Origin of the sequence: Rhizohabitans arisaemae (assembly GCF_025996515.1) — a bacterium.
GTDB classification, from domain to species: Bacteria; Actinomycetota; Actinomycetes; order Streptosporangiales; family Streptosporangiaceae; genus Rhizohabitans; species Rhizohabitans arisaemae.
In genome coordinates, this window is record NZ_BLRH01000009.1 from 949,638 (window position 1) to 975,854 (window position 26,217).

General features: G+C 66.2%; 16 protein-coding genes. 5 read left to right on the forward strand and 11 right to left on the reverse strand.

The features are described from left to right. Positions 1 to 654: 654 nt before the first annotated feature. Positions 655 to 1,161: a hypothetical protein gene (locus RUR_RS05065; RefSeq protein WP_283133673.1), complete on the reverse strand. Its 507-nt coding sequence runs from the start codon at positions 1,159 to 1,161 to the stop codon at positions 655 to 657. After that, entirely contained in the window at positions 1,158 to 10,349 is a 9,192-nt protein-coding gene (locus RUR_RS05070; RefSeq protein ID WP_283133674.1) for a polymorphic toxin-type HINT domain-containing protein, read from the reverse strand. Before RUR_RS05070 ends, RUR_RS05065 begins: the two co-directional genes overlap by 4 nt. A 1,986-nt stretch (positions 10,350 to 12,335) precedes the next feature. On the opposite strand from RUR_RS05070, the gene RUR_RS05075 reads away from it, so the two are divergent. After that, complete coding sequence (locus RUR_RS05075) at positions 12,336 to 12,827, forward strand: GNAT family N-acetyltransferase (protein ID WP_283133675.1); 492 nt, start codon at positions 12,336 to 12,338, stop codon at positions 12,825 to 12,827. A 366-nt stretch (positions 12,828 to 13,193) separates the two neighbouring features. Beyond that, on the forward strand, positions 13,194 to 13,562 hold the full coding sequence (locus RUR_RS05080) for a hypothetical protein (protein ID WP_283133676.1): 369 nt from the start codon (positions 13,194 to 13,196) through the stop codon (positions 13,560 to 13,562). 328 nt (positions 13,563 to 13,890) lie between these two features. Here RUR_RS05080 and RUR_RS05085 read toward each other — a convergent pair whose 3' ends face one another. From RUR_RS05085 to RUR_RS05100, 4 genes are all read right to left on the reverse strand, one after another. After that, positions 13,891 to 14,784, reverse strand: coding sequence for a hypothetical protein (locus tag RUR_RS05085; protein WP_283133677.1), 894 nt, complete (start codon positions 14,782 to 14,784; stop codon positions 13,891 to 13,893). Between the two features lie 39 nt (positions 14,785 to 14,823). Continuing rightward, the gene (locus tag RUR_RS05090; protein WP_283133678.1) at positions 14,824 to 15,717 is read right to left on the reverse strand and encodes a hypothetical protein; all 894 of its coding nucleotides are present in this window, start codon (positions 15,715 to 15,717) and stop codon (positions 14,824 to 14,826) included. A 138-nt stretch (positions 15,718 to 15,855) separates the two neighbouring features. Then, on the reverse strand, positions 15,856 to 16,755 hold the full coding sequence (locus tag RUR_RS05095; RefSeq protein ID WP_283133679.1) for a carbon-nitrogen hydrolase family protein: 900 nt from the start codon (positions 16,753 to 16,755) through the stop codon (positions 15,856 to 15,858). Then, positions 16,755 to 17,513: an SRPBCC family protein gene (locus RUR_RS05100; protein ID WP_283133680.1), complete on the reverse strand. Its 759-nt coding sequence runs from the start codon at positions 17,511 to 17,513 to the stop codon at positions 16,755 to 16,757. The genes RUR_RS05095 and RUR_RS05100 overlap by 1 nt, the downstream gene beginning before the upstream one ends. Before the next feature lie 614 nt (positions 17,514 to 18,127). Here RUR_RS05100 and RUR_RS05105 point away from each other — a divergent pair. Further along, positions 18,128 to 18,961, forward strand: a complete 834-nt coding sequence (locus RUR_RS05105) for a polysaccharide deacetylase family protein (RefSeq protein ID WP_283133681.1) — start codon at positions 18,128 to 18,130, stop codon at positions 18,959 to 18,961. Here the strand turns inward: RUR_RS05105 and RUR_RS05110 are convergent. Both RUR_RS05110 and RUR_RS05115 read right to left on the reverse strand, forming a co-directional pair. Continuing rightward, complete coding sequence (locus RUR_RS05110; RefSeq protein ID WP_283133682.1) at positions 18,958 to 19,389, reverse strand: PIN domain-containing protein; 432 nt, start codon at positions 19,387 to 19,389, stop codon at positions 18,958 to 18,960. The two genes, RUR_RS05105 and RUR_RS05110, sit on opposite strands and share 4 nt — an antisense overlap. Then, on the reverse strand, positions 19,386 to 19,589 hold the full coding sequence (locus tag RUR_RS05115; RefSeq protein WP_283133683.1) for a type II toxin-antitoxin system VapB family antitoxin: 204 nt from the start codon (positions 19,587 to 19,589) through the stop codon (positions 19,386 to 19,388). Before RUR_RS05115 ends, RUR_RS05110 begins: the two co-directional genes overlap by 4 nt. A gap of 228 nt (positions 19,590 to 19,817) precedes the next feature. On the opposite strand from RUR_RS05115, the gene RUR_RS05120 reads away from it, so the two are divergent. Together RUR_RS05120 and cydB are read left to right on the forward strand one after the other, a co-directional pair. Further along, positions 19,818 to 21,218 carry a cytochrome ubiquinol oxidase subunit I gene (locus tag RUR_RS05120; protein WP_283133684.1) on the forward strand — a complete coding sequence of 467 codons (1,401 nt, stop codon included), beginning with the start codon at positions 19,818 to 19,820 and terminating at the stop codon, positions 21,216 to 21,218. A gap of 9 nt (positions 21,219 to 21,227) precedes the next feature. Next, positions 21,228 to 22,154, forward strand: coding sequence for a cytochrome d ubiquinol oxidase subunit II (gene cydB / locus RUR_RS05125; protein ID WP_283133685.1), 927 nt, complete (start codon positions 21,228 to 21,230; stop codon positions 22,152 to 22,154). Between the two features lie 298 nt (positions 22,155 to 22,452). Here the strand turns inward: cydB and cutA are convergent, their stop codons facing one another. From cutA to RUR_RS05140, 3 genes are read right to left on the reverse strand one after another with little or no spacing between them, the layout of a single operon-like run. Next, a complete protein-coding gene (gene cutA / locus RUR_RS05130; RefSeq protein ID WP_283133686.1) occupies positions 22,453 to 24,855 on the reverse strand; it encodes an aerobic carbon-monoxide dehydrogenase large subunit in 2,403 nt (800 codons plus the stop codon). Further along, the gene (locus RUR_RS05135) at positions 24,833 to 25,336 is read right to left on the reverse strand and encodes a (2Fe-2S)-binding protein (protein WP_283133687.1); all 504 of its coding nucleotides are present in this window, start codon (positions 25,334 to 25,336) and stop codon (positions 24,833 to 24,835) included. Before RUR_RS05135 ends, cutA begins: the two co-directional genes overlap by 23 nt. Further along, positions 25,333 to 26,175 (reverse strand): FAD binding domain-containing protein, encoded by an 843-nt coding sequence (locus RUR_RS05140; protein WP_283133688.1) that lies wholly within the window; start codon positions 26,173 to 26,175, stop codon positions 25,333 to 25,335. Before RUR_RS05140 ends, RUR_RS05135 begins: the two co-directional genes overlap by 4 nt. Between the last annotated feature and the right edge of the window lie 42 nt (positions 26,176 to 26,217).

The window sequence follows — 26,217 nt, forward strand, 5'->3', positions numbered from 1 at the left end:
CCCGCAACAACCTCAACCAGTCATGGTCATGGGTCTCGATCGCTGGGGACGCGAAAAGCGAGTCCATGTGCCGCAGAGCGGAAGACGACTCCCTGGGCACGCCTCGGCGTTCGGCAGGGCACGCTTCGCCGCCTACCTGAGCCACCTGGTCGCCACCTGTCCCAAGGTGGTCGACTACTACCTATTCGAGGACCGGGACGACACCGAGTGGCGAGTCCTGGTGTGGGACGTTCCCGCCACCGGATACGACCGCAGAGGCTCAGTTCCCCCACTCGGTGATCCTCGTCGTCCGAGGTATGCGCTTGCCCTGGCCATCGAAGGAGGAGAGCCGCACGCTACCAGCATCTGGCCCTGCCTCGTCGTCCATAGACGACTCCAGGCCATGCGCGAACGCGTCGTCCAGAAGGCAGCCACCCAGTCAAACGGCTCACTAAGCATGGGGGTAGCGCTTGATCCCAGTCCTGCGGGGGGCGGGCCTTCCTCTGCGGACACGCGTTGAGGTGTCATGCCGCCTATGTCAGGCTAGTCGATCTTTGCTGGTGTAGCTCCTCGTAGGCGATGCTTGCCACGCCGTTCCGTGAACCACTGCACAAGTTCTCCGAGGCCCTTGATGCGATAGTTGCCCTGCACTTCTTCGGGTGGATCACCCTGCCGCTATTGAATAGGCCTTATTGTGCCAGAAATATGAATAGACCAAACATCGCCAGTATTATAGCTTGCACCCCCAATCATCATTGGGCAGCCAACCACGATGATCTCCACACCTGATTGAACCACACAAAATTGAATGAACTCATCTCCATCCTGCCCAGACACCTCATCAAGCTCAAACCCAGCATCACTTATGACATCTTTCAGAGATGAAATTGTCAGACGATTTGCAAAATCCCCATACTTCACTATCAAAGCAGAAGGAACAGCGTCAGGGTCGGCCCATAATAGCCTATGGACTTGAATACCAATAGCTCCACACTTCCAGTCAATATCCCGAAAGAATGAAAATTCCAACAGGCCGTAGTCCCGGCGCAGGACCCCTCGCCTCCGATCATCGATGAAGTCCGCACCAAACCGATTCTGCACCTCCTCTGGCACTGATCCGAGGCTGACTCCCAGCACGACATTTGCCGTTGCCGCTTGTGCGTAGAAATCCAAATCACTCATCCCATTTTCTCCAAAGCCTTAATCAAGAAATGCATTTCCGCTGCACGATTCCTCTTCATGCCCAGTTCGCCCCTGTTCATACGCGCCATCATGTCCTTCGCATTCCGAATTAGACTCGCGCGCAACTGTGAGTCGAAAGCGATAGCGTCGGCGACCTGCTGGAGTTGCGCGCTGCTAGGCAGACCGTTTCGAAGTCGAATTCCCACAACCCCAACCCCCCCCTTGCCATCCGGGAAAATACGGGCTTCCTTGTTGCCTATGTATACATGAGCACCCTTAGTACCCCAGTCTCCGAATGAGACGGAAACCTTAATGCACGGAGCTGCGTTATGGACAAGTACATCCGAATCTCCAACAGCAACATGATACGAATGCAGCTCGTCAACAGTGAGATTTCGAACTCTCGCGCCAAGCTGGCGATAATGCATCATCTCAGATACTTTGTGAGTGTCGCCTGTCGAACTGAGAAGACGCATGCCCACTACTAGCTGATCAGCATTCAGCCATCGGCTGTGGTCGTTGACCCAGAACGGATGTTCTGCGGTGGCGGTAACGACACCAGTTTGGTTACCCAAGTCTCCGTCAGTGTCCACCGTGATTTGGAAGAGCTCTTTGTCGCCTTCACCGCTGATCAGCACAATAACCGGTTTTCCGGCGGTCTTTCCTGTCTCAGGATCAGTAGCCAAGACCTTATCCCCGATCTTGACGTCCTCGATGTGCTTATAGGTCCCGTCTCCCATCAAAACCTCGGTGTCGGGAACGAAGCTACTGCAAGCCTTCGCGGCCGTCTTTAGCGCCGTACCCAACTTTGAGAAGGATTTTCCTACCAGGCCGACTACTTTCTTGCCCGGTAGAGCATCGAGCGCCGCAGATACACACGCCATGTAGTTGCCCCCATGGCAAGCGATCCAGTCTCCGGCGAGGAAGTCCATCATTTGGGCAAGCTCGGTTTTCTTGAACGCCTCCTCGTTCATTGCAGTCCAGTCATCTTGCGACAACCCAAGCCAATTGGCCCTATCGACACAGTTATTGAATTGCTGCGGGGTATCAAACTTCAATACACAGCCATCAAGGAACTCGCGAGTCTTTTGGGCCAAAGCCGCCGCAATTCGCCATTGCTGACATTCCGACTTGCCGTACGTTTTCTCACAAGCAATCCTCGATCTCTCTTCCCGGCAGTGGCCTGCCTTCCCGCCTTTCTTGCAGTCGTCAGGATCTACCGCCAAACCGGTTGGGTCGGAGAGGCCGATGGGGTTGTCGCCGGCGTAGGAGTAGGGGTTTGACCATTGCGGGCGGCGTAGGTCGAGCAGCGGGTCTGGGGAGATGAACTTGCCGATGGCCGGGTCGTAATACCGGGCCGACAGATAGGTCAGTCCGGTCGCGGCGTCTTCGACTTTGCCCAGGAATCCGCGGTCGGTCTGGGGTAGGAAGTCTCCGCCGCGCTGTTCTCCGTATGGGAGGTAACGCTGCCGACTTACCTGGCCGGTGGTGTCGCCGATGGCGAGTTGCTCGCTGCCGTGCAGGCCTGAGAGCAGCCAGGTGAGGCCGCTGCCGCCGGTGCGGAGCGCCACCGTGGCGCCGTCGGGTGAGGTGTAGTACCGCTTGCAGGTGACCTGGCCGCCGGCGAGTTCCAGTTCCATCGAGCCGAGGTAGAGCACAGTCTTGCCCGCTTCGCGGCGGATCAGGCGCTCGCCGTCTGCGTCGTAGACCATCGAGGTGGTGGCGCCGTCCACGACTGCCTTGGCGAGTTGTCCGAGCTCGTTCCATTCGAAGCCTGCGGATTTGCCGTCCGCCACGCGGGTGAGCAACTGCCCCGCCGCGTCGTAGGCGTAGGTGTCGTCACCCGCTGTACCGCTGATTCTGGTCACCGCATTCGGGCGTACCGCGGTCGGTCCCGAGGCCGGATAGTGGTAGACCGATTCAGCCCCAGAGGAGTTCACCTTGGTGATATTGCCGACGGCATCGTAGGTGTAGCCCAGATTGTAGGGGGAGGTGCCCAGTCCGTCGGCGGAACCGCTCGCGCAGTTGCCAGCCGTTGTCGTCCAGGCCTGGCGCAGCCGCTCCAGGGCGTCGTAGGCGAAACACTCCGATTGGGATCCGGCCTTGTCCAGGATTCGGGTGATGTTTCCGCCGACGTCGTAGAAGAGCTGGTCGTCCTGCGCCGTGTTCACACTGGAGGTGCCAGACCTGGCGGTCGTCCTGACATTGGTCAGGTATCCGGTCCCGTCGTCCCAGGTCATGCTCCGTCGGACCTGGCTGCTGGCTCCATACAGACGCTCAATCGGGAGCGCTGTCTTCGAGAAACGAGTCTCCTTGACGTAGGTGAATCCGCCCCCGAAATCGGAGGTGAGACCGTGTGCGAGGCCCTGGTCGCTGTAGGAGGAGGTGATCGTCTCGGCGGGAAGCCCACCGACAGCAGGCATACCGACGGATGCGATGCGTCCTGCGGTGTCATAGGAGGCGCTAAACGAGTAGTTGCCCGCGAGCAGCCCCTCGGACGCCGGAATCGACAATGTGGATCCGGTCGGCCGACCCATCACGTCGTAGCCGGTCACCGTATCGACGTAAGGCTGGCCCCCGGTCCAGCGTGTCGCCGAGGTCAGCTGCCCCTTGTGCAGGGTGTCGTACACCCATTCCGCGAGCCTCGTTCCGTTCCCAACCTCACCGGCCCACTGGGCGGTACGCCGGCCCATGTCGTCGTAGACGTAGGAGAGCTTCTGACCCTTGCCGTCGATACTTGAGATCATCCGGCCTGCGGCGTCATAAGTGCTTGTCGAAGATCCGGAATCGGGGTCGGTTCCCGCGATTCGACGACCCAGCAGGTCGTAGGTAAAGGTCCGTACGTTCCCCTTGGCGTCGATGATCTTCGTTGGCTTGCCCGCGTGGTCGTGCTCGTAGGTCGTGTCGTAGTGGGTTACGGCATCGATCCATTCCTCGACCTTGGTCACCTTGCCGCCGATGTCGACGTGGTGGACGGTCTTGTTGCCCTTGGGGTCGATCAACTCTTCGCGGTCACCGAGGAACCGGGTGGTGGTGCGACGCAGTTCGGTGCTCAGGTTGTAGTCGATCTTGGCGACAGCGTTGTCTGTACCGTCGTAGACGGTTTCGCTCCAGGACGCCAGGTCCTTCATCGCGGGGTTCAGAAGTCCCGAGCCCGCAGCGTCCTCATTGTGGACGGGGCCCGAAGCCGCCCACTCCTGGCCACGGGAGTTGTGAGCCATCACGGAGACGATGCGTCCACCGGCAGGCGAAGCCGCCTGAATCTCCCGCTTACGCCCGAAGCCATCGATGTAGGTGTGCTTGGTCAGCCATTTCGCATTCGCGCCGGCCCCGGCGTGAAGCTGGCTCACTGAGGAGCTCACCGCCGCCGTGGGCTGCTCGATCGACCCGTCGTAGGGGATCGAGTAAGTGATCTTTCCGGCAGGGGTTCCTCCGCTCTTTGGCTGCAAAGGCGTCCAGAGCGTGGTGGTACGGGCCAGCGCGTCGTAGTCGATGTTGGTGTCCTGGAGGTTCGTCCCCCGGATGCCAACCGTGTTTCCGTGGTAGGGGGACGTCCACTTCGTTATCTGATGCCCCAGCGGATTGGTTGCCGTCACTCCGTTGGTTGGCCAGTTCACCGCGGGGTTGAAGACCGTCGTGGTGGTCTTCCCCAGCGCGTCCGTCATTGCGGTGGGGCGGCCGTAGTTGTCGTAGGTGGTTCTGACCGTGGAGATGGCAGTCTCATTGATGGAGCTGCGCATCTCGGTGGGATTGCCATCCGACGGGGTGTTGGTCGCGGGGTCGGTACCGCCGTCGTACAGGGTGATCTTCTTCCCGAGCAGCCGCCCTGCACTGCATGAGTCCCCTTCGCGGGTTTCCTCAGCAGACGGCAAGCCCAGAATCCACGGGCTCGTGTTACCGACGTAGGTCGTTCGGGTGCAGGTGTTGTCGGTGGGGACGGCCAGGTCGCCGTGGTTGTTGACCTGGGTGGGGTAGCCGTCGTTGTTGTAGGCGGTGAGGGACTGGCCCCAACGGTAGCCGCCGTCGGCGAGGACGGTTCGGGTGCGTTCCTTGGACGGTTTGACGATGACGGGGTCGTAGATGCTTGGCTCGCCACCCGCCGCGTCGGTCCACATCCAGTATTCGTGCCGGGTCGACTGGATCTCTTCGTATTTGCCGGGGGCGGGGCCGGGGTCGACGGCGAGGCGGTCGTAGGTGAATGTCTGCCAGGGCGACCAAGCGGAGGTGTTGGTGCCGGCTACGGCACGGACACGCCAGCGGAGTTGCCACCCGGAGCTGAGGCTGGCGTTGACGGTGGCGGAGGCTCGGCCGCCGGTGACCACCAGGCTGGAGGCACCTCTCCAAAGGAGTGCTCCGCCGGGGGAGGTCTGGAGTTCGAACTCGGCGCGCAGGTTGGTGCCGCGTGCGCCGGCGATGTGTGCGGAGAGCGTTGGGGACGGGGTCGAGGTGACGCGCTGACCGGCGGTGACCCAGGACGGGGTCATCTCCAGGTCGCCTGCGGTCAGGGTGGCGGCGGGCTGCCCGGCGGTGAAGTGGCGCCAGGTGGACCAGGAGTAGGAGGCGACGCGGACGCGCCAGCGTACCTTCCAGCCTTCGGTGAGCAGCTGTGCCGGTACGGCTACCGCAGCCTGCCCCCCGGAGGGGACGTTCGCCGCCGAACCCGCCCAGATCAAGCCGCTGCCCTGGCTGGGAGGCGCGGACGGGGAGTGCTCAAGCTGGAACTCGACGGCACTGGCAGCACCGGACGACTCGGTAACCCGCGCGGACAGCTGTGGTGTGAGCGAGGTGCTGATCCGCTCTCCCCCGGTCACCCGGGACGGCGTAACACCGAACTGGTCGAGTACGGGGTCGGGGCGGTCGACTGTCAGGTTCGACCAGGACGACCAGGCGGATGTCGCCGAGGGGCTCGCAGCTCTGGCCCGCCAGCGCACCTGCCAGCCGTCGGACAGCGTGGCGGCCGGTACGGACACCGTCGCCTGCCCACCCGAGGCGACCCCCGGCACCGAACCCGACCAGATCAAACCCGAACCCTGGCCCGCAGGCGCAGACGGAGCATGCTCCACCTCGAAATCGGTCCGCAGTGCGGCTCCGGCCGGATCGGTGACGGTGACGTGCAGGGAAGGCGTGAGGCTGGTGGTCACGATCGTGCCGTCGACGAGGTCGGACGGGGTGACCTGCGGATGTTCGACGAGCGGATCGGGGTAGTCGACGGCGAGTTCCTGCCAGGGCGACCACACGGACGCCGTACTCAGGACGGGGTTGAGTGCACGGACCCGCCAGCGGACCTGCCAGCCGTCGGACAACGTCGCAGCCGGTACGGACACCGTCGCCTGCCCACCCGACACCACACTCGCCACCGAACCCGACCAAATCACACCACTCCCCTGGCCCGCAGGAGCCGACGGAGCATGCTCCACCTCGAACTCCGCCCGTGAGGCAGCCCCAGTGGGTTCGGTCACGGTGGCGCGGAGTTCGGGAGTCAGGGAGGAGGTGGTGATCAGTCCGTTGACGCTCTGGGACGGGCTGACCTGCAGGTCGCCGACGACAGGTGGGGGTAGGTCGACCCGGAGTTCCTGCCAGGCGGACCAGACGGAGAACGCGTCCGCCTTGGTGGCGCGGGCCCGCCAGCGGACGATCCAGCCGTTGGCCAGCCGACCGGCGGCGACGGTCACCGAAGCCTGAGCGCCGGAAGCCACGCCAGCCACCGAACCCGACCAGATCGCACCACTGCCCTGACCGGCCGGAGCCGACGGAGCGTGCTCCAGCTGGAATTCGGCGCCGAGCGGTCCACCGGCGGGGTGGGAAACGGTCACGTGCAGCTGCGGAACGAGCGAGGAGGTGACGACCTGACCGCCGACCAGCTGTGCCGGCGTGACCTGGGGCTGATTCACAGAGAGCGCCGGATCCGGGTCAGGAAGATCGACCCGCAGGTCGGACCATGTGGTCCAGCTCGACGCCGAACCGGCCGCGGCGTTGACGGCGCGAACCCGCCAGCGGACCGCCCACCCGTCCGTCAGTTTCCCCTCGGGAACGGTCACCGAGGCCTGGCTACCCGAGGCGACCCCTGTCGCCGAACCCGACCAGATCGCGCCTGTGCCCTGACCGGCCGGAGCCGAGGGAGCGTGTTCCAGTTCAAACTCGGCGGACAGTACGGCACCCTGCGGGTCGGTCACCCGGGCCAGCAAGGCAGGGGTCAGGCTGCCTGTCGCCGTCGTCCCGTTCACCTGTGCCGACGGAGTCACCTGAAGCTGATCGACGACCGGATCGGGCACATCCACCCGCAGCTCCGCCCAGGCGCTCCAGGCCGAGGACGAACCGGCGGTCACGGCTCGCGCCCGCCAGCGGACCAGCCACCCGTCGGACAGCTTCGCCGCGGGAACGGTCACCGAACCCTGGGCACCGGAAGCCACACCGGCCACCGAACCCGACCAGATCGCCCCCGCGCCCTGACCCGCCGGAGCCAAGGGAGCATGCTCCACCTCGAACTGGCCGGTCAGCGTCCCGTTCTCCGGATCGGTCAGTGTCGCCCGCAGGCTCGGCGTGACCGAAGAGGTGACCGTCTCGCCGTTGACCTGGGTGGACGGGGTCACCTGGAGTGCGCTGACCGTCGGATCCGGGGTGTCCACTGCCAACGCCTGCCAGGCCGACCAAGCGGACGCCATACCTCCGCTCACCGCGCGGACACGCCAACGGACCTGCCAGCGGTCGGCGAGCCTGCCTCCGGGGACGGTCGCTGAGGCTTGCGCACCGGAAGCCACGTTCACCACCGAACCCGACCAGATCGCGCCTGTGCCCTGACCCGCCGGAGCAGACGGAGCGTGCTCCACCTCGAACTCGGCTGTGGAGGAGGCGGCGGATGGATGGGTCACGGTCGTGTGCAGACTCGGTGTGTAGGAGGAGGTGACCGTCTGACCGTTCACCTGGGTGGACGGGGTGACCTGCAGCTGATCCACGGATGGCTTGGGCAGATCCACTTTGAGCGTCTGCCAGCCCGACCAGGCCGAGGCCGTACCCCGCCCGGCGTTGACCGCCCGAGCCCGCCAGCGGACCAGCCACCCGTCGGTCAGGGTGGCCGCCGGTAGCGTCACGGAGGCGGCGTTACCCGGGGTGACCGCAGCGGAGGCGCCCGACCAGATGACCCCCGTACCCTGACCGGAGGGGGCAGTGGGGTCGTGCTCCACCTGGAATTCTCCGGTCAGCGAGCCGCCGGCGGGGTCGGAGACCAGGCCGGACAAAGCCGGGGTCAGCGTCGAGGTCACCGGTGTCCCGTTCACCACCTGGGAAGGTGTGACCGCGAGACCGCTGATTCCCGGGTCCGACAGGGTGTAGACGACCTTGAGGCGTGGGGTGTGACCGTTCGTACCGGTGTACTCGGAGGATCGGATGACGGAGTATCGGCTGTTGTGGCCGATGGCCTCGGTGACCGCCCGGACCTGCACGCCGTGGTTCGCCGTGCCGTCCGCCCACGCCTGGGCGATCGCCGTGATCGGCCAGGAGAGGGTCCCCGCGGGGCAGGTGGCCGGACGTGTGATCACCGCGGCGCCGTCCGCGGTCACCCCGGGCTGGGTGCTCCAGAACACGGTCGCCAGCCAGTTCTGCGTGATCCGGGATACCCGCATGTCATTGTTCGTACCAAGGCATCCGTAGTCGTTGGCGTCCCACAGTTCCAGCGCCGCACTGGTCACGGTCTTCCCGACCAGGGATGCGGTGTCGAACTTCATCAGGGCACGGCGGTGATACTCGAAATTGGAACCCACGTTGATGTACTGACTGTTCTCAGGCAGGCTGGAACTCGCAGCGCTGAAGACCTCAAGGTCCCGAACCAAGGGAAGCACGACCGAGAAGCCCAGCCCATCCGGATTGGCCATGGTTTCCGGTGCTCCGGGCGGGCCGGCCACCCGTGTCGGCTTGCCCGACGCCACCGCGATCAGCGATGCCGCGACATGAGCCGCCCCATCGGCTACCGGCGCTGAAGGCTTCGCCGACGGACCGGCTGTGGTTTTCGAGGCGATCTGCTGGGCACCGGCCCCGACCTGCTTCATCCGCCAGCTCTGCTCCTGCAGCACCTGCCCGGCCAGCCATCGGCGGTCGGGGTGGACGTTGCCTTCGAAGTCGGTGACCAAGGTGCCCTTGGGTATCCAGCCGTAGTACGAATCGTCGTACATGCCTCGGTAGAACGACTGGGAGGAGACGCTGTACTGCTCGGGATCGTCACCGGAGCCTTTGATCACGCGGACCGTCTGGTAGCCGCGGAACTCGCTCCAGGTGAGTTCCTGGTTGTCGGCCCCCCAGCCGCTCGATCGCGCCCACGCCGGCTTGCCGACGTACTCGTAGCGGGTCACCATATCCGGTGAGCCACCGACGAGGTCCTTCTCCACCACCTTGGCGACCAGGTACTTGTGGTACACCCCGTAGGAGCCGAAGCGGGGACCCCACCGGATGCACCGGTGCCGGTTGGGATCCGCCCACTCCACGCAGACGCCCTTGTTCCAGTACTCGAACGGCTGGTAGCAGTCGAACTCCGCCCGATCCCAGCTCACGCTTTCCAGGGCGGTGCCGCTCGGACACAGGTTGGCCTGGCCGTAGTGGACCTCGATCCGGCCACCCAAGCCGTTGGCGATCGCCGCGACCCGCGGATACTGGGCTCTGGGGAAGGCGTCCGCCATCGGGCCCACCGGGAGCAGGGCCGCGTCGAACTCAACCACGGGAAGCCTGATCTGGTTGGCGTCGTCACCGATCAAGCCGACCGGCCGGACGTAATCCAGCCACAGAGCCGGGGCCACCTTCTGACCTGGGATGACCTCCCATCCACCGATGTATTTCTGGCGGAGCTGAAGCTTGGTGACGTTGTCCCAGCCCGAGGTGGCCGGGTTCCGGCTCTCGGTGACGATCGAGTCCAGGCGGCGGGCCACGAAGAACCCCGGGGAACCGGCCAGACAGACGTCGTTCTGGTCGCAGTTGAGATCTTGCGGCAGGTCCCAGCTGCACTGGCTACCACCGACCGGTCCACTGTTCGGGTCGGTCGGATCGGGCGGGATCTCCTGGCAGGAGTAGTTCGGCTGGCCCGGTGGGGGCGGCTCGAGGGTGTCGTCGTCGGCGACCGGGCAGGGATCTGTGGTGTAGGGGTTGGCAAGCGGGTCTTCGCGGACCATCCCGGCCCGGCATCGGTTGACCGAGTTGAAGACCACCCTGGCGACGTGCTGGCTCCCCGCGACCTGGGTGTTCGCCCCCCATTCCACCCTGCTGAGGTAACCGCCCCGGTCGTAGCCGATCGGCGTGTTGCACGGCACCGGGAAGGGGTCGTTCGGCCCGCCCTGACAGGTGCGGTGCCGCAGGACGTACTGGTTGGTCTCCTTGGTGTAGTGGTAATCCGTCACGTTCTCGTTGGGGTCGATGCTCTGATCGATGTTCCACCGCCACACGCCTCGGCAGGACGGCTCCGGCGGGGTCGGTGGCCACTGCGGCGTCGATGTGCCGCCGGGGAAGGTCGGCCTGGGATACCGGCTCTGGCAGGGATCTCCCTGATCATCGCCGATGAACGGCATCCGCCAGCGTGAGGCGTCGCCGGTGCCGAACGTGTGTACGCCGCCGTCAGGTGTCCGCACCGTCCACGAGGAGTACTCGAACGAATCCGGCGGCTGGGGCACACCCTGGTTCGGCTCCCAGTGCGGGAAGCTGAAGCCGGAGAACTCGACCTTCCACGTCGGTTGGTCGACACTCTGGAAACGGCCGTTCCGATAGACAATCTTGGACGATTTGCCGCCGAGGCTGACGACGTACTCCGGGTAGCCGCCGACCGCATGCCAGCACATATGCCCGATGTCATCCTGATCCGGGTGCTTGGCAGCGGTGTCCCCCTCCGCCGCGGAGGTCCCGCAGGCGCGGTAACGCCGCTCGATGTAGCCGCCACCGGTCACCTCCCAGCCGAGACCCACCCAGCCGGAGAAGTTGTTCGACCCGGCCGTCATGCCGTCGATCCGGGACGCGTCGTAGGCGAGGGCCATGCCGGGGCCCGAGCCCGCCACCGACGGCGGCTCGGCGATCGGATAGCTGTAGGAGAACGAACCGGATGAGAGACCCGTCGTCCAGGTACCGGTCGGCTTGAGATCCGTCGCCGCGAAATTTCCGCCTTCCCCCGAGGTCGAGGACGACATCATGAACACGGCGTCGGCGTCCTGTTCGGCTTGCGCGTCCTTGCCCGGCAGGAGCGGCGGAGACCCGTCACCCTGGATCGGTGCACGTTGAGCCGCGACGGGGAGATCCGCGATCAGCTGGTCCTTTGTGCCGTCACGGATGAGCTGAACCGGCTCCGGCCGCAGTGAACAGCCCTCCCCCGCGCCACGCCGTACCGCACATCCCGGAAGACGCACCAGCTTGAGTCGCTCGCCGAATGAGCCGCCATAAAGGTCACGGATCCCGCTGTAGTCGAACGCCAGGCGTGCGATTCCAGGGCGGTCACCACCGTCGGCTCGGGACACCCTGACCGCCAGGCCCACACCACCGAGTCGCTTGGCCACCTGCGGCCCAAGCGACTCAACTCGGACCTTGGTCACCGGGCTTGAATCCCTGGCGGGAACGTTCCTGACCGAGACCGGCAGATCCTGGGCTTTCTGGGGTTTGGCACCGGGCACAGGAACGTCCACCACGGCCGTACCGGCATTGGGCCAGGTGAGCTTGGCCGGTTTCGGCTCCAACTTGTCCTCAGGCCCGGAGTACTCTTTGGGCTTCGGCGGTGTACGGCCTTCGACGGAGCGTTCCTCAGTGCCGGGTGGCGGCGCGGTAGCGGCTTGGGCCAGATCCTCGGGGACACCGATACCTGCCACCAGAACCGCTCCAGCCGTCAAACCGGCAGCAAGCAGCACAAAAAGGCGACGTGACGACACGCCGAAACCCCCCCTGGGTAAATCCGGCCACGAAAGCCGGAATATGCGCCAGACCGGCGCTGATGTGCGTAATAAATTCCTAATAAATTGCCAAATATGATGTTATGTCAGGCGTTTGGCGATCAGTCAAGATCTCATTTTCATCTCGCATGAGAGGGCACCAAAGTTCCCGATTCTGTGAGCAGATGATCACAGGATGAAATATCGCCCTGGAGATAGGTTTGAGCATCTTCATCCCCTCTCAGGCTGCTCCCGTGGATGGCAGAAGGGTGCGGCACTACAGTTCGGGACATGGTGGGGATCGAGGTGCGGGTGGTTGGGCCGGAGGATTGGGAGGTCTGGCGGAGGGTGCGGCTCGCCGGGCTGGCGGATGCGCCGGATGCGTTTGCGTCTACGTTGGCCGAGGAGCAGGGGTATGACGAGGCGCGGTGGCGGGAGTCGCTGGGGCCTGGGCGCGGGGTGCGGTTTATCGCGTTTGTGGATGAGGCGCCCGTGGGGATGGCGGGTGGACTGGAGCCGGAGAAGCCGGATGGCCGGTCGATGCTGATCAGCATGTGGGTGACGCCTGCGGCTCGAGGGTCCGGAATCGCGGGAAGGTTGATCTCCGAGGTGGTCGGCTGGTCGAAGGACCTCGGTCATCGGGCGATCGAGTTGTGGGTCGTGGACGGGAACGAGACTGCTCGTCGGCTCTATCTCAAGAATGGCTTTGAGCCGGTTGAGGAGTACATGCAGCTCCCCAGCAACCCGGCTCTACGAGAACAACTACTGGTCCGCACCTTATGACGAGACATCTGCACCTATCGGATGGACGTTCGCATTCGGCAACCGAACCTGTCCAAAGTCCCATTCACCATGTCTCGTTCACCTTCCGGGCTTCTGGTGACGACTCCCCTACCGACGGTATGCGCAGGACGATGGGCCGTACACGCGTTTGAAGGCGTAGGCGAAGCGTAATCCGAAGTGTGGCCGCCCCCGGGTGGTTCTGTTGGCGAGTCTGGGAACCAGATGTTGGTCAGTGGCTTTCGAGATCATCGGCCGGAATGTGCGGTGTTGATGAGGTGGAGAGCCATCCGCGCGGCTCAGGTGCCCGGGACGTCCGGGCTCTTGACGCTGTCGACAGCCGACCGCGCTGCATCAGAGTATGAAGCCATGTCGGATCAGATCCCCGCCCATCTTGACGAGATCGGTCCAGGCTGGCATCCGCTGCTGCTACGCCTGCACGAGGAACTGCTGGCCGTCAGCCCCAGCTACAGTGTCCAGCAGGTCAAGGAGAAGTACGGCGCCTTGCGCATCTACCTCCGCACCGGCCTGTTGCGCCACCTGCACCAAGGGGGCGACGGGTGGCCCGAACCAGACGAGGCGGAACGCTACAAGCAGGAGGACGACGCGGCGACACTCCTCGTACGCGCCGCTGAACAGGAGTCGGCCAGGATCTGTGAGTACTGCGGTAATCCCGGCCAGGCCAGGGAACGCCCTTGGATCAAAACCCTGTGCGACGATTGCAACGCCTGTCGCTAAGACCGAGCGTTTCGCGGCAGCCGCACGGTCTTTCTCGGCCGGTACGAACAGGATTGCACGCGGCTCTTCGCGGCTCTCGTTTCGCCGACATCTGCGGCGTTGAAGATCGCTATCCGGCTCCCGAAACCGGCTACAAGTGGCTCCCAAACTCGTCGACGAAGCCACCCGGGTGGGCCTGGCGGTCGAAGGTAGGTGGGCGCCCACCTACCTCTTCGCCGGCTCAGCAGCGCGATCGGTGTCAGGCTTTGCGGCGAGCCGTTGCCAGTCCCGGTGCTGAGGGGGCAGCCCACGGACTACCAGGCTGGGTAGCCGACGGCTCGTGACTGAATCAGTGCTTGCTGAACAGCTCTTTGGCGTCGCTTACGGCGACGGCTCGGTGTAGCCAGGCGTCGAGGAGTCCCTCGTCGTCGCAGTCGGCGATACGGTCCCGAATGCGCTTGGGCACGTCCAGGCCGCGTGCCTCCAGTACGGTGAGGACCGCCCGGGCTTCCCCCCTGACGAAGCCGGTGGCCTCTCCGTCCAGGAATCCGTCGTTGTAGAACGTCGAGGCGAACTCGGTACGGTACTTGTCGCCCCCGCTGTCGGGGGGTCCCAAGACCTGCGCTACGTCGATGGCGGTGAGGCGAGCCTTGACGTACTCGACGTAGAGCTCTTCGGCGCCTTCCGCAGGATCATTCAGCGTCTCCTGCAGCACCTCCAGGATCTCCGCTTCGGCAGGGCCGTCGCGGTGGGCGAGCGCGGACAGCACCGCGAGTTCGGGAAGGGCCTTCACCTTCTCGGGGTCGGCGACCACCGGGATCCTGCTCGGCCCCAGGACCAGCGGGCGGAGAATCCAGCGAGGAGCGACGTCGATGGGTTCTTCGCACCACCTGGCGATCTCATCGTCAGGACAGAGAACCAGTAGCATCACCGGGCACCGCAGGCGTTCCCGGACCAGCACCATATCGGCCGGCCAGGTGTACCGCTTTCTTTCGTCCTCTTCTCGCTGAACATCGACCAGGATGGCGAGCTTGGGCGCCTTACAGGATTCGTCCGCCGACCACAAGGTGACGACGACGCCTTCGAACATCGGCGTTTCGAAGTTGATTGAGATGGTGGGTTCGATTCGTGCGGTCTCGAATTCCGGGATCTCCACGCCGAGCAGTTCCTTGAGGAGATTCGGCGCGAGACCAGGTTGGTTGTGGATGAGCACGATCGGCATATCCAGTTCTGATATCTGCATGGAAGAGACATTACCAAGAGTTGGTGCTCCAGGTTTAGATTATTGCAACTCTTCTCTGAAAAGCTCCTCGGCCGAAGCGACCTTGACGGCCCGATCCAACCAGATATCCAGCTGCGCCTCGTCACGACAGTCGGCGATACGCTGCCGGATTCCCTCGGATACTACGACGCCACGTACATCAAGAACTTTAAGAACCGAATCCGCGTGACCCTCCGCGTGGCCCTCCGAGCGACCGTCCTCGAAGACCGTCGTCGCGAAGTCGCCCTGGTATTTGTATGACCCGGATGCCATGAGTCCTCCTAGCTGTTTCTTCCCGGCTTTGGAAAGTTTGGCGAATACGTAGTCCAGGTATAGCGTGGCCGTCTCCTCATCCAGTGAAGCCACCCCGTCGACCAGGGATTTGAGCACCTGCTCGGCGAGTGGTCCTTCGCTGTGACCCAGTGCTGAGAGTACCCCCAGCTCCGGCAGGCGACTCGCCAGTTCGGGGTCGGTCACCACCGGAATTCCGCCCGGCCCCAACGCGAACGGACGAAGATTCCAGCCGGGTGGACCCATGGCGATCTCACCCGTGCACCACCGGGCAACCTTGTCGTTGGGGCAGAGAACCAGCAACATCACCGGGCAATCCATACGGTGACGGACAGTAGCCAGATAGACGGGCCAGGTCAGGCGTTTTTGCCGGTCCTCCCGCCGCTGGACTTCCACAATGACGGCCAGCTTGGGCTGGGCTTGAGGATCGGTGGATTCGCGGAAAGTGATGACCATGTCAGCCCGATACTCGGTGGGTTTGACATCGGTGAAATCCGCGCATTCGATCCTGGCCTCCGCGTAGACGGGAACGTCTACGCCGAGTGGCTCCTTAAGGAGTGCGGCCGCGAGGTCAGGCCGGTTACGGAAGAGCTCGATCGGCATTTCATGCTCTAGCGTTGGCATGCCAAAGACATTACTAAAAGTTGGAGCTCCAGGTTAAGGGTTCCGCAAACCAGTCCAACTTAAGGGTATTTATGAGCAATGCCCGAATTGTTCACTCAGCCCTGCGAGCTATAGGGATGAGATTAACACCCGAGTCCGTCAATCGTGGTGAAACGGGGATTGGGCCGGACCGAGGAGGTCGGTCGCATAGCGGCCGTAAAGGGCCAAGTTTCGGTCGGCGAGATGGTCGAAGCGCTGAGGGACCGACGAGCCGGGGGTGAGGGACTTAAGTGCCGAGTCCGGGTGAATCCTGGCGGAGATCCAGCTCTCGTGGGAGGCGGCCCGGGCGACGACCTCGGCGATCGGGGTGACGATGATCGAGTTGCCGAAGTAGAGCACACCGCCGGGGTCCGCGCCGACCGCGTTGGCGCCGATCACGTAGACGTGGTTGTCGTAGGCGCGGGCCCGGGTGGTCAGCTCCCAGATGTCGGCCGAGCGGAGCAGCGCGGAGGGGCGGCAGATCACCGCGGCCCCCCGGACCGCCTGGATCCGCCAGAGTTCGGGGAAGTCGCCGTCGAAGCAGATCGCCATGCCGATCGAGCCGAGCTCGGTTTCGACCACGGTGACCGTGGAGCCGACGGTCGTCCAGCCGCCTCGGGCCGCGTCCTCCGGGCCGAAAGGGTGAGTTTTGTCGTAGATCCCGAGAATGTCGCCGGACGGGCCGATGAGCACGGCCGCGTTGTGGACGATCCCCGGCGCGGGCCCACGGCGGTAGGTGCCGAGACAGACGTGCACCCCGAGCCGGGCGGCGACCTTCTGCAGGGGCTCGCTGATCGGTCCGGGCACCGCGGAGACGAGTTCGTACAGCCTGGCGGCGGGAACCCCGGGTGTGAAACCGGTCGTGCACGACTCGGGGAGCACGATCAGCTCGGCGCCGGTCGCCTCGGCACAGCGTTCGACGTACTCCACCGCCCGCGCGAGATTGGCCGTGACGCCCTCCGCGGTGAGCGGTCCCGGCACCGGCGCGATCTGGACGGCGGCCGCGGTGAAGTCGCGCATCAGGGGCGTCGCCGACCCGACCGGCCGAGCAGCCAGCCGATCACCGTGCTGCCGAGGGCGACTCCCGCGCCGGCGCCGAAGGCCGCGAGCATCGCCCACAGGCTCGCCCGGGAGGTGGTCTTCTCCGCTTTCGGCCGGACATACTCCCGCGGTTCCGCCGGGGTCGGCACCTCGGCCACCGGACCGGACTCCCCCGCCACGGTGGGGACGTCTTGCGCGGGATGGGCGGCTACGCCGTTCAGCGAGACGCCGTTCACGGGCGTGGCGACCGGGGTGACCTCCGCACCGGTCGTCTCCGCGATCAAGGCCTCCACGGAGAGGTCCTTGGTGAGGTCCCGGTCGACCGCGGCGAAGAACCGGGTCGCGGTCTTCTTCGCGACCGAGGTGAGCACCCGCTGGCCCACCCCGCCGATCATGCCGCCGACGACCGCCTCGGCCTCGTAGTCGATCCGGGTGCCGCCGTCGACCTCGGCCAAGCTCACCCGGACGGTGGCGTCGACCGTGCCCGAGGCGCCTTGACCGGAGGCCTTCATCACGAAGCGGTCCAGCGGCTCGGGGTCGAGCAGGACCACTTCACCCTGGTAGACGCCCTTGATGGAGGCGACTCCCGCCTCGACGGTCATCCGGTAGGTGTCGCCGCCGGTCGCCTCAAGCTTGATCGCGCCAGGGATGGTACGGACAAGTACCGCAGGATCCCGCAACGCATCCCAAACACGGGCGCGGGGGGCGGCGACGACGGCGTTTCCGGCAACCTTCATGGAGGAACCCTAGAGAATTCCCCGAGGACTCGCTAACAGCAAATCCTGCCTAGAGGCAATCGGAATATTAGGTGTCAGCGTTCCGCGAGGAGTTCGCCAAAATGGTCACCTTTGTCGGATTCCAGGAGAGATCGGATGGTACGGGCTGTGCCCGCCCCAGCATGTTCGGAAGCCCGGTCCCCGATTCGCCGGAAGACCACTCGGGCACCGCGGACCTGTACGGCTGAACGTTCATCGGCCGGTCAGACGGTGGCAAGGGCATCTATGAGGGCGAGAACCCGGTGGCGTTCCCGGGCTTAACCGGCGGCCGGCCGGCCCGCTGTTCCGATGATCATTGCGGTCTGCGCACCCTAGGAGGCGCGCACAACGCGACGATCACCCGGCCTCACGCGTACGGGCTGCGCCGAACCGATCTTGGTGGCCACCGGGCCTGGTCCATCTCCCTCCGGACAGGAGCTTGCTCTTTCGGAGAGGCGTGCCGGAGGTCCGGAGGCTCCTTCGAGGGCACTAGCCTGCTGTGCCGTTGGAAATCTTGGGTACGGGGCCCAAGACGATCCCGGGGGAAGGACAGCCACTTGTCACACAACAGGGGAAAAATCGGCGTTTGTCTGGCCATGGCCACGGCACTGGTCTCCTGCGGCACGCCTGCGGAGAACACCCGAGAGCAGGGAACAAGGTCCACGAAAGCACCGGACCCGGCCGCGGCCGAACAGCCCGCCAGCCCGCCGCCCACTCCCCCGGGAGCCCTGCCCCGGACCGGTGAGGTGGCCAGGATCCCCAAACCCGCCGACGGGCTCCCACCGGTGATCAGCAAGATCCCGACCAAGCGGAAGGTGGTCTTCCTCACCATCGACGACGGCTGGGAACAGGATCCGCATTTCGTGGACTTCGTCCGTACCGAACGCATTCCGATCGCGGTCTTCCTCACCCGGGACGCGGCCGAGGCGCGGGGTGCGCTCGACCCCACCGTCACCGGGGGCTCGTACATCGGTGCCGGAAAGTATCCGTATTTCCGGAAGCTGAGGGATGCCGGGGCCACGTTCGAGAATCACACGTTGACCCATCCAAACATGCGGCTGCTCGGCTACGAGGCCCAGCGCAGGGAGATCTGCGGTGCGTCGGCCGTGATCGCCAAGCAGATCGGCGTCCGCCCGTGGCTGTTCCGGCCGCCGTTCGGCAATCTGAACACCGCGACCCGGCGGGCCGCCAAGGAGTGCGGCATCGACGCAGTCCTGCTCTGGACGGCGACCGTGCAGCGCGAGGGGAAGATCGCCTACCAGGTCCCGGACAAGCGGCTCTACCCCGGGGACGTCATCTTGCTCCATTTCCGGCCGAACCTGGCCGAGGACTTCCGCCGGCTGGTCCGCAAAATCGAGCGCCGGGGCTTCGAGCTGGGCAACCTCGACGCCTACCTCAAGGCCGCCGGAGTCCGCCCGCGAGCCCGTTAGGCGCCGGTCGCCAGGCGCCGCTCGGCCTGTCCGGTGATCTTGGCGATGAGCGGGAAGTCCTTGTCGATGTGGAGCAGGGTCGCCCCGACCCGTTCCGCGCAGGCGGCGATGATCAAGTCCTGCGGGGGTCGGCGCCAGAGCCCCTGGGGCGCGAGCAGCCGCTGCACGTCCAGCGCCCGGTCCATCACCCACGCCATGTCCTCGGCGTACGAGCCGGCGGCCGGGTCGGGCAGCTGTTTCAGCGACAGCTGGGCGAACCGCAGACGCTCGTAGTCGACGGGGTTCCGCGCCGAGTACAGCACCTCCAGCATCGCCATGTGGCAGGTGGCCACGGTGTCCGCGTTCAGGATGAGGTTCATCTCGGCTCGGGCCACGGGGTCGCGGCGTGCGGCCTCCCAGGCGGATTTGTCCACCAGGTAGACGGTCACTCCTCGCTTCCCCGCTCGTAGGCGTCCTCGGTGAGGTCGATGTCGATCTCGTCCAGCAGTGCCATGAACTTCTTTCCCGCACGCCGGTAGGCGATCTCCCGGAGTGCGGCGTTCACGGTGGCGACCTTTGAGGTGGTGCCCAGTTCCTCGGCGGCCAGGGCCAGGGCCTCGTCGTCCAAGTCGATCTGTGTCTTCGCCATCATGCAGTTCCCCCCGGCCCCAGATACCAAATCTTCTTCTCTATGGATATCACTGTAGTACACGGTCTGATACCTCCCCTGGAGACCCAGCACGGCCGACGACCGCCTTTGATACCAGCGGGGTGTGATCTTCCTCTCGAAAATCCCGGAAAACCAAGGCGCGCACACTTGCTCTACGTGTTGTAGTACTACATTGGATAGAGGCAAAGCCTGGGGCAAGGGGAGAGCATGGACGCACTTGATCTGGCGCGGTGGCAGTTCGGGATCACCACCGTCTACCACTTCCTGTTCGTCCCGCTCACGATCGGCCTGGGGGTCTTCGTCGCGGCGATGCAGACCGCCTGGTACCGGACCGGCAAGCCCGAGTACCTCCGCCTCACCAAGTTCTTCGGCAAGCTCTTTCTGATCAACTTCGCCCTCGGTGTGGTGACCGGGATCGTGCAGGAGTTCCAGTTCGGGATGAACTGGAGTGAGTACTCGAAGTTCGTGGGCGACGTCTTCGGCGTCCCGCTCGCCTTGGAGGCCCTGCTCGCGTTCTTCCTGGAGTCGACGTTCCTCGGCTTGTGGATCTTCGGCTGGGACCGCCTCCCCAAACGCATCCATCTCCTGACGATCTGGGCGGCGGCCATCGGATCGAACATCTCCGCGTACTTCATCCTCGCCGCCAACGCCTGGATGAAGCACCCGGTCGGCTACGTGGTGGAGAACGGACGCGCGCAGATGACCGACATCTGGGCGGTCCTCACCAATTCGACCGCGCTCGCCCAGGTGCCGCACGTCGTGGCGGGCGCCTTCATCGTGGCCGGGGTGTTCGTGCTGGCGGTCAGCTCCTACCATCTGCTCCGCGGCAAGGACGTCGAGGTCTTCCGCAAGAGCCTGCGCGGCGCCCTGGTCGTCACCGCGGCCGCCGGGGTGCTGGTCGTGGCGACCGGTGACCTCTCCGCCAAGCTCCTGCACACCCAGCAGCCGATGAAGCTCGCCGCCGCCGAGGGCCTGCGCCACGACGAGCAGGGCGCCCCCTTCTCCCCCATTCCTGGGGTGGAGATCCCCAAACTGCTGAGCATCCTCGCGACCAACGACCCGAACGCCACCATCCAGGGCACCGAGGACCTTCAGCGCAGATTCGCCCAGCAGTTCGGCCCCGGCGACTATCGGCCCAATCTCCCCGTTGTGTACTGGTCCTTCCGCGTGATGTTCGGCTTGGGCCTGGCGACCACCGCCCTGTCGGTCGTCGGCCTCTGGCTGACCCGGCGGCGCCGTACAAGTCCCGACAAAAGCCGAAGAATCCCGCGCAAGAACCGGGAACGCCGTCCCCCGCCCACCTGGTTCGCCCGCCTCTGCCTGCTCGCCCTCCCACTTCCGCCCATCGCGATGATCGCGGGCTGGCTGCTGAGCGAGATCGGCCGGCAGCCGTGGACCGTCCAGGGCGAACTGCTCACCGCTGCGAGCGTCTCCCCCGGGGTCACCCACACCGAGATCGCGATCTCGCTCAGCGTCTTCACGGTCCTGTACGGCGTCATGGCGATCGTGGAGACCGTGCTGCTTGTCCGCTACATCAAGGCCGGTCCGCCGCCGGAGACACCCACGCCCACCCCGGCGGAGCGCCCCGAACCCGCGATGAGCTACTAGGAGAACGTCATGGAGCTGTGGTTCGTCCTGATAGCGGTTCTCTGGATGGGTTACTTCATCCTGGAGGGGTTTGACTACGGAGTCGGGATCCTGCTCCCGATGATCTCGCGGGACGACACCGACCGGCGGGTGATACTCGGGACGATCGGCCCGGTCTGGGACGGCAACGAGGTCTGGCTGATCACTGCGGTCGGCGCGATGTTCGCCGCCTTCCCCGCCTGGTACGCCGACCTGCTCAGCGGCTTCTACCTCCCCATCGTCGCCATCCTGGTCGGCCTGATCATCCGGGGTGTGTCGCTGGAGTTCCGCGGCAAGGCGACCACCCCCGAAGGCCGCGCCTGGTGCGATCGCGGGATCTTCTTCGGCAGCCTCATCCCCGCCTTCATGTGGGGTGCCGTCTTCGGGACCCTGCTGTACGGGGCCCTGCCCGGATCCGTCGGCCTGGAGGTGCTCAGCCTGCCCGCCCTCTTCGGCGGTCTGCTCTCCCTCGCGCTGTTCACCTTGCACGGCGCGGCCTTCCTGACGCTCAAAACCGGCCTGTCGGTCCGGGCCCGTTCCCGCAAAGCCGCTCTGGCCTGCGCCTTCGCCACGGTCCCGCTGTCCGCGCTCCTGGTCCCCGCCGCCCCCGGCTGGACCAAGATCACAGCTGCGCTCGCGGTGGCCCTGCTCACCGTCGCCGTCGCCTTCACCCTGCGCGCCCGGGACGGCTCGGCGTTCCTGTCCACCGCGCTGGCGATCGTCGTCATGTCCGTCACCCTGTTCGGCGCGCTCTGGCCGTCGCCGCTGCCCGGCCTCACGGTCTACGAGGCGGCCTCCAGCCCGTACACCCTCCGCCTGATGACCTGGGCCGGGATCATCCTGCTCCCGCTGATCCTGGCCTACCAGGGATGGACGTACTGGGTGTTCCGCAAACGACTCACCCGAAAGACCGTCTAGCCCCCGCAGGACGGTCACCGCGGCCGGCGGGCCGGGATCATGCCGGGATCCCGCCCCGCCGGTCGCCTCTTCCCCCCGGCGCCGCCCGTACGGCCGTAAGCGCCCAAATTTCACAACAAACCAATGCATGCCGTACGGGCAAACGCGGCCACCGCACACGCCACACGGAAACCGGACCGGCAGGCGCAAGCGGGTCCGAGCGGTCCGCCGACTCCGGGTCGACCCATGCCTATCAAGCTAATCGGACCCAACATGGGCCTATTTCGCGACAAACCAGGCATTGCCGGTACGGCAGAGGCTACCCAGCCGAGCGGGAGGTGCGTTCGGCTTCACCCCGGGCGGCGGCCAGGCGCAAGTCGTACAGGTCGGACGGGGAGATCGGCATCCGGCTGATCACCAGCCCTTCGGCGTCCTCGATCGCGGAGGCGACGACCGCGGAGACGGGGATCACCCCCGCCTCGCCCGCGCCCTTGATGCCGAGCGGGTTGAGCGGGGACGGCGTCTCCAGGTGGGCGGTCTCGATCCGCGGGATCTCGGTGGCGTAGGGCATCAGGAAGTCCATGAAGGAGGCGTTGAGCAGCTGGCCGTGCTCGTCGTAGGCCATCCGCTCGTAGAGGGCGCCGCCGACCCCTTGGGCGACCCCGCCGTGAATCTGCCCCTCCACGATCAGCGGGTTTATCAACTTTCCACAGTCGTGGACGACGACGTAGCGCAGGATGTGGATCTCCGCGGTGACCGGGTCGGTCTCCACGACGGCCGCGTGCATCCCGGAGGCGAAGGTGGAGCGGATCGGCGAGTAGTAGTCGCGTCCCTCCAGCCCGGGTTCCTCCTTCAGCGGGGGCTCGTCGGGGGAGCCGGGCGCGGCGAACTGGGTGGCCCGCGCGGCTTCGGCGTCGAAGGCGTAACGCAGCGGGTTGGACAGGACGGCGACGGTTTTCAGCGGGATCGCGGCGGTGGGGTTCCCGCGGACCCGGACGATCCCGGACACGATCTCCAGGTCGCCGGGGTCGGCCTCCAGCGCCTCGGCGGCCACCCGGAGCGCCTTGTCCCGGACTTTGCGGGTGGCGAGGGCGATGGCGTTGCCGCTCATCACGGCGGCGCGCGAGGCGAATGTGCCGACCGCGTAGGGAAAGCGCCTGGTATCCCCCGTCACAACGGAAATATCGGAAATGTCGACTCCGAGCTCCTCCGCCACGATCTGGGCGAAGACCGTCTCGTGCCCCTGTCCCTGCGAGGTGAGCCCGGTCGAGACGTGCACCCGGCCGTCGGAGGTCACCTGGACGTGCCCGCCCTCGTACGGGCCCACGCCGGTCCCCTCCACGTAGCAGCCGAGCCCGATCCCGATCCGTCTCCCCTCGGCCGCCGCCTCCGCCCGGCGCTCCTCGAAGGAGTCCCAGTCGATCAGGGATTTCAGCAGCTCCAGCGAGGCCGGGTAGTCCCCCGAGTCGTAGATCAGCGGGCGCCCGTCCTGAAACGTCAAGCCCTGGTCGTAGGGGAACTCGGACGGCTGGATGAAGTTGGCCGCCCGGACCTCGGTCCGGTCCAGCCCGAGATGGTCGGCGATGCGGTCCATCGTCCGCTCCATGGCGAAGACGCCCTGGGGCCGCCCCGCACCCCGGTACGGCGTGACCTGGACCGTGTTGGTGTAGATCGACTGGAACTCCACCCGATAGGCGCCGATCTTGTACGGGCCCAGAGCCTGGGTGGAGGTGATGATCGGGACGATGATCCCGTACGGCGTGTACGCGCCGTGGTCGTGCAGGATGTTGAGCTCCAGGCCCAGCACCCGCCCGGCGGAGTCGAACCCCACCCTGACGTACTGCACCTGGGCTCGCTCGTGCGCCGAGGAGATGAAGTGCTCGCGGCGGTCCTCGGTCCACTTGACCTCGCGCCCGAGCCGGATGCAGGCCCACGGCACCAGGATCTCCTCCGGCCACGGGTGCACGATCTTCACGCCGAAGCCGCCGCCCACGTCCGGGGCGACCACCTCGACCGAGGGCAGCGGCAGCTCCAGCGTCGCCGCGATCGCCATCCGCACGCTCGTGGAGGCCTGGGTGGAGGTGTACACGCGCAGCGAGGAGTCGCCTGAGTCCCAGCGCGCGTAGACCCCGCGCCCCTCCAGCGGCATCGACGCGCTCCGCTCCACGTCCAGCCGGAAGGCCAGGGTGTGCTCCGCCTCCTCGATCGCCTCCCGGGCGTTGCCGACCTCCTGGACGAGGTGGGCGCCGACGTTGCCGGGGACGTCGGCGTGGACCAGGGCGGAGCCCTGCACCGCGTTCTCCGGGCCCACCACCGGCGGCAGCGGCTCGTAGTCGACCCGGATCAGCGCGCAGACGTCCTCGGCCGTGTACCGGTCGACGGCCACCACCATCGCCACCGGCTCCCCCACGTGCCGGACCACGTCCCGGGCGAGCGGATGGGCGGTACGGCCGTGGGTCAGCGCCGGATGCGGGATGAGCAGCGGCAGCGGCTCGCCGACCCGGTCGGGCAGGTCCTCCCAGAGGTAGATCGCGACCAGGCCGTCCACCTCGACCGCGTCGGAGACGTCGACGCCAGCGATCCTGGCGTGGGCGTGCGGGGAGCGGACGAAGGCCGCCGCGAGCGCGCCCGGCCCGAGGTCGTCCAGGTACCGGCCGCCGCCGACGAGCAGGCGAGGGTCTTCCCGGCGCGGGATGGGCTCACCGAACAGCTTCGTCGTCATCCGGACCCGTCTCTTCCGCCGTGAGCTCCGCGGCCCGGTGGACCGCTTTGACGATGTTCTGGTACCCGGTGCACCGGCACAGGTTCCCGGAGACGCCCTCCAGCGCCTCCGCCTCGGTCGGCGCCGGGTTGTCCCGGAGCAGCGCCGTGACCGTGCAGAGGAAGCCGGGGGTGCAGAAGCCGCACTGGAGCGCGTGGCTCTCGTGGAACGCCCGCTGCACCGGGGAGAGCTCCCCGCCGGGCCCGGCGAGCCCCTCCACCGTGGTGATCTCGTGCCCGTCGGCGGTCACCGCCAGCATGAGGCAGGAGCGGATCGGGTCCCCGTCCAGCAGGACGGTGCAGCAGCCGCAGACCCCGTGCTCGCACCCGACGTGGGTGCCGGTCAGCCCGAGGTCGTGGCGCAGGCAGTCCGACAGCAGACGCCTGGCGGGCACGACGACCCGGGCGACCGATCCGTTGACGGTGAGCGTGATCTCGTTCACCCGCGAGCCTCCTCGGTGGCCTGCCCCAGCGCGCGGACGGCGAGCACCCCGGTGAGGTGCCGCCGGTAGGCGGCGGTGGCGTGGATGTCGTCCTCGGGCTCGATCGCCGCCGCGACCGCCTCCGCCGCGCCGTCCCAGCCGGCCCGGTACGGCGTCTCGACGACGATCGGGACCGGGCCGACCCCGACGCAGGCCACCGCGGCGCGTTCGGGTTCCCCGTCCGGCCCGAGGGTGACCAGGGCGGCGACCCCGGCGATCGCGTAGTCCCCGTGTCTGCGCGCCGTCTCGGCGAACGCCGTACCGGATCTTGGGGGAAGGGCCGGGAAGAACACCGACACGGCCAGCTCGCCCGGTTCCAGGGCCGATTCGAGCGGGCCGACGAAGAACTCCGCGGCGGGGATCGTCCGGCCCCCGGCCGCGTGCCGGGTCTGGACCGACCCGCCGAGCAGGGCGAGTACGGCGGGCAGCTCGGCCGCCGGGTCGGCGTGCGCGATGCTCCCGACGACCGTCCCCCGGTTTCTGATCACCGGGTGGGCGACGAGGCGCAGCGCCTGCCCCAGCAGGGGCTGCACCCGCCGGAGCTCCGGTAATCGCTCCACCTGGGAGTGCCGGGCCAGCGCGCCCACCCGGACGCCGTCCGGCCCGGCCTCGACGAAGCCGAGCCCGGCGACCCGGTTGACGTCCACGATGTGCCCGGGGGTCACCAGGCGCATGTTGAGCAGCGGGATGAGGCTCTGCCCCCCGGCGAGGATCTTGGCCTCCGCCCCGGCCTCGGCCAGGATCTCGACGGCCTCGTCGACGCCGGCCGGGGCGTGATAGTCGAACGCGGGCGGTTTCAAATGCGCGTTTCCTTCGCGGACCTAAAGATGCGTCTGGACGGT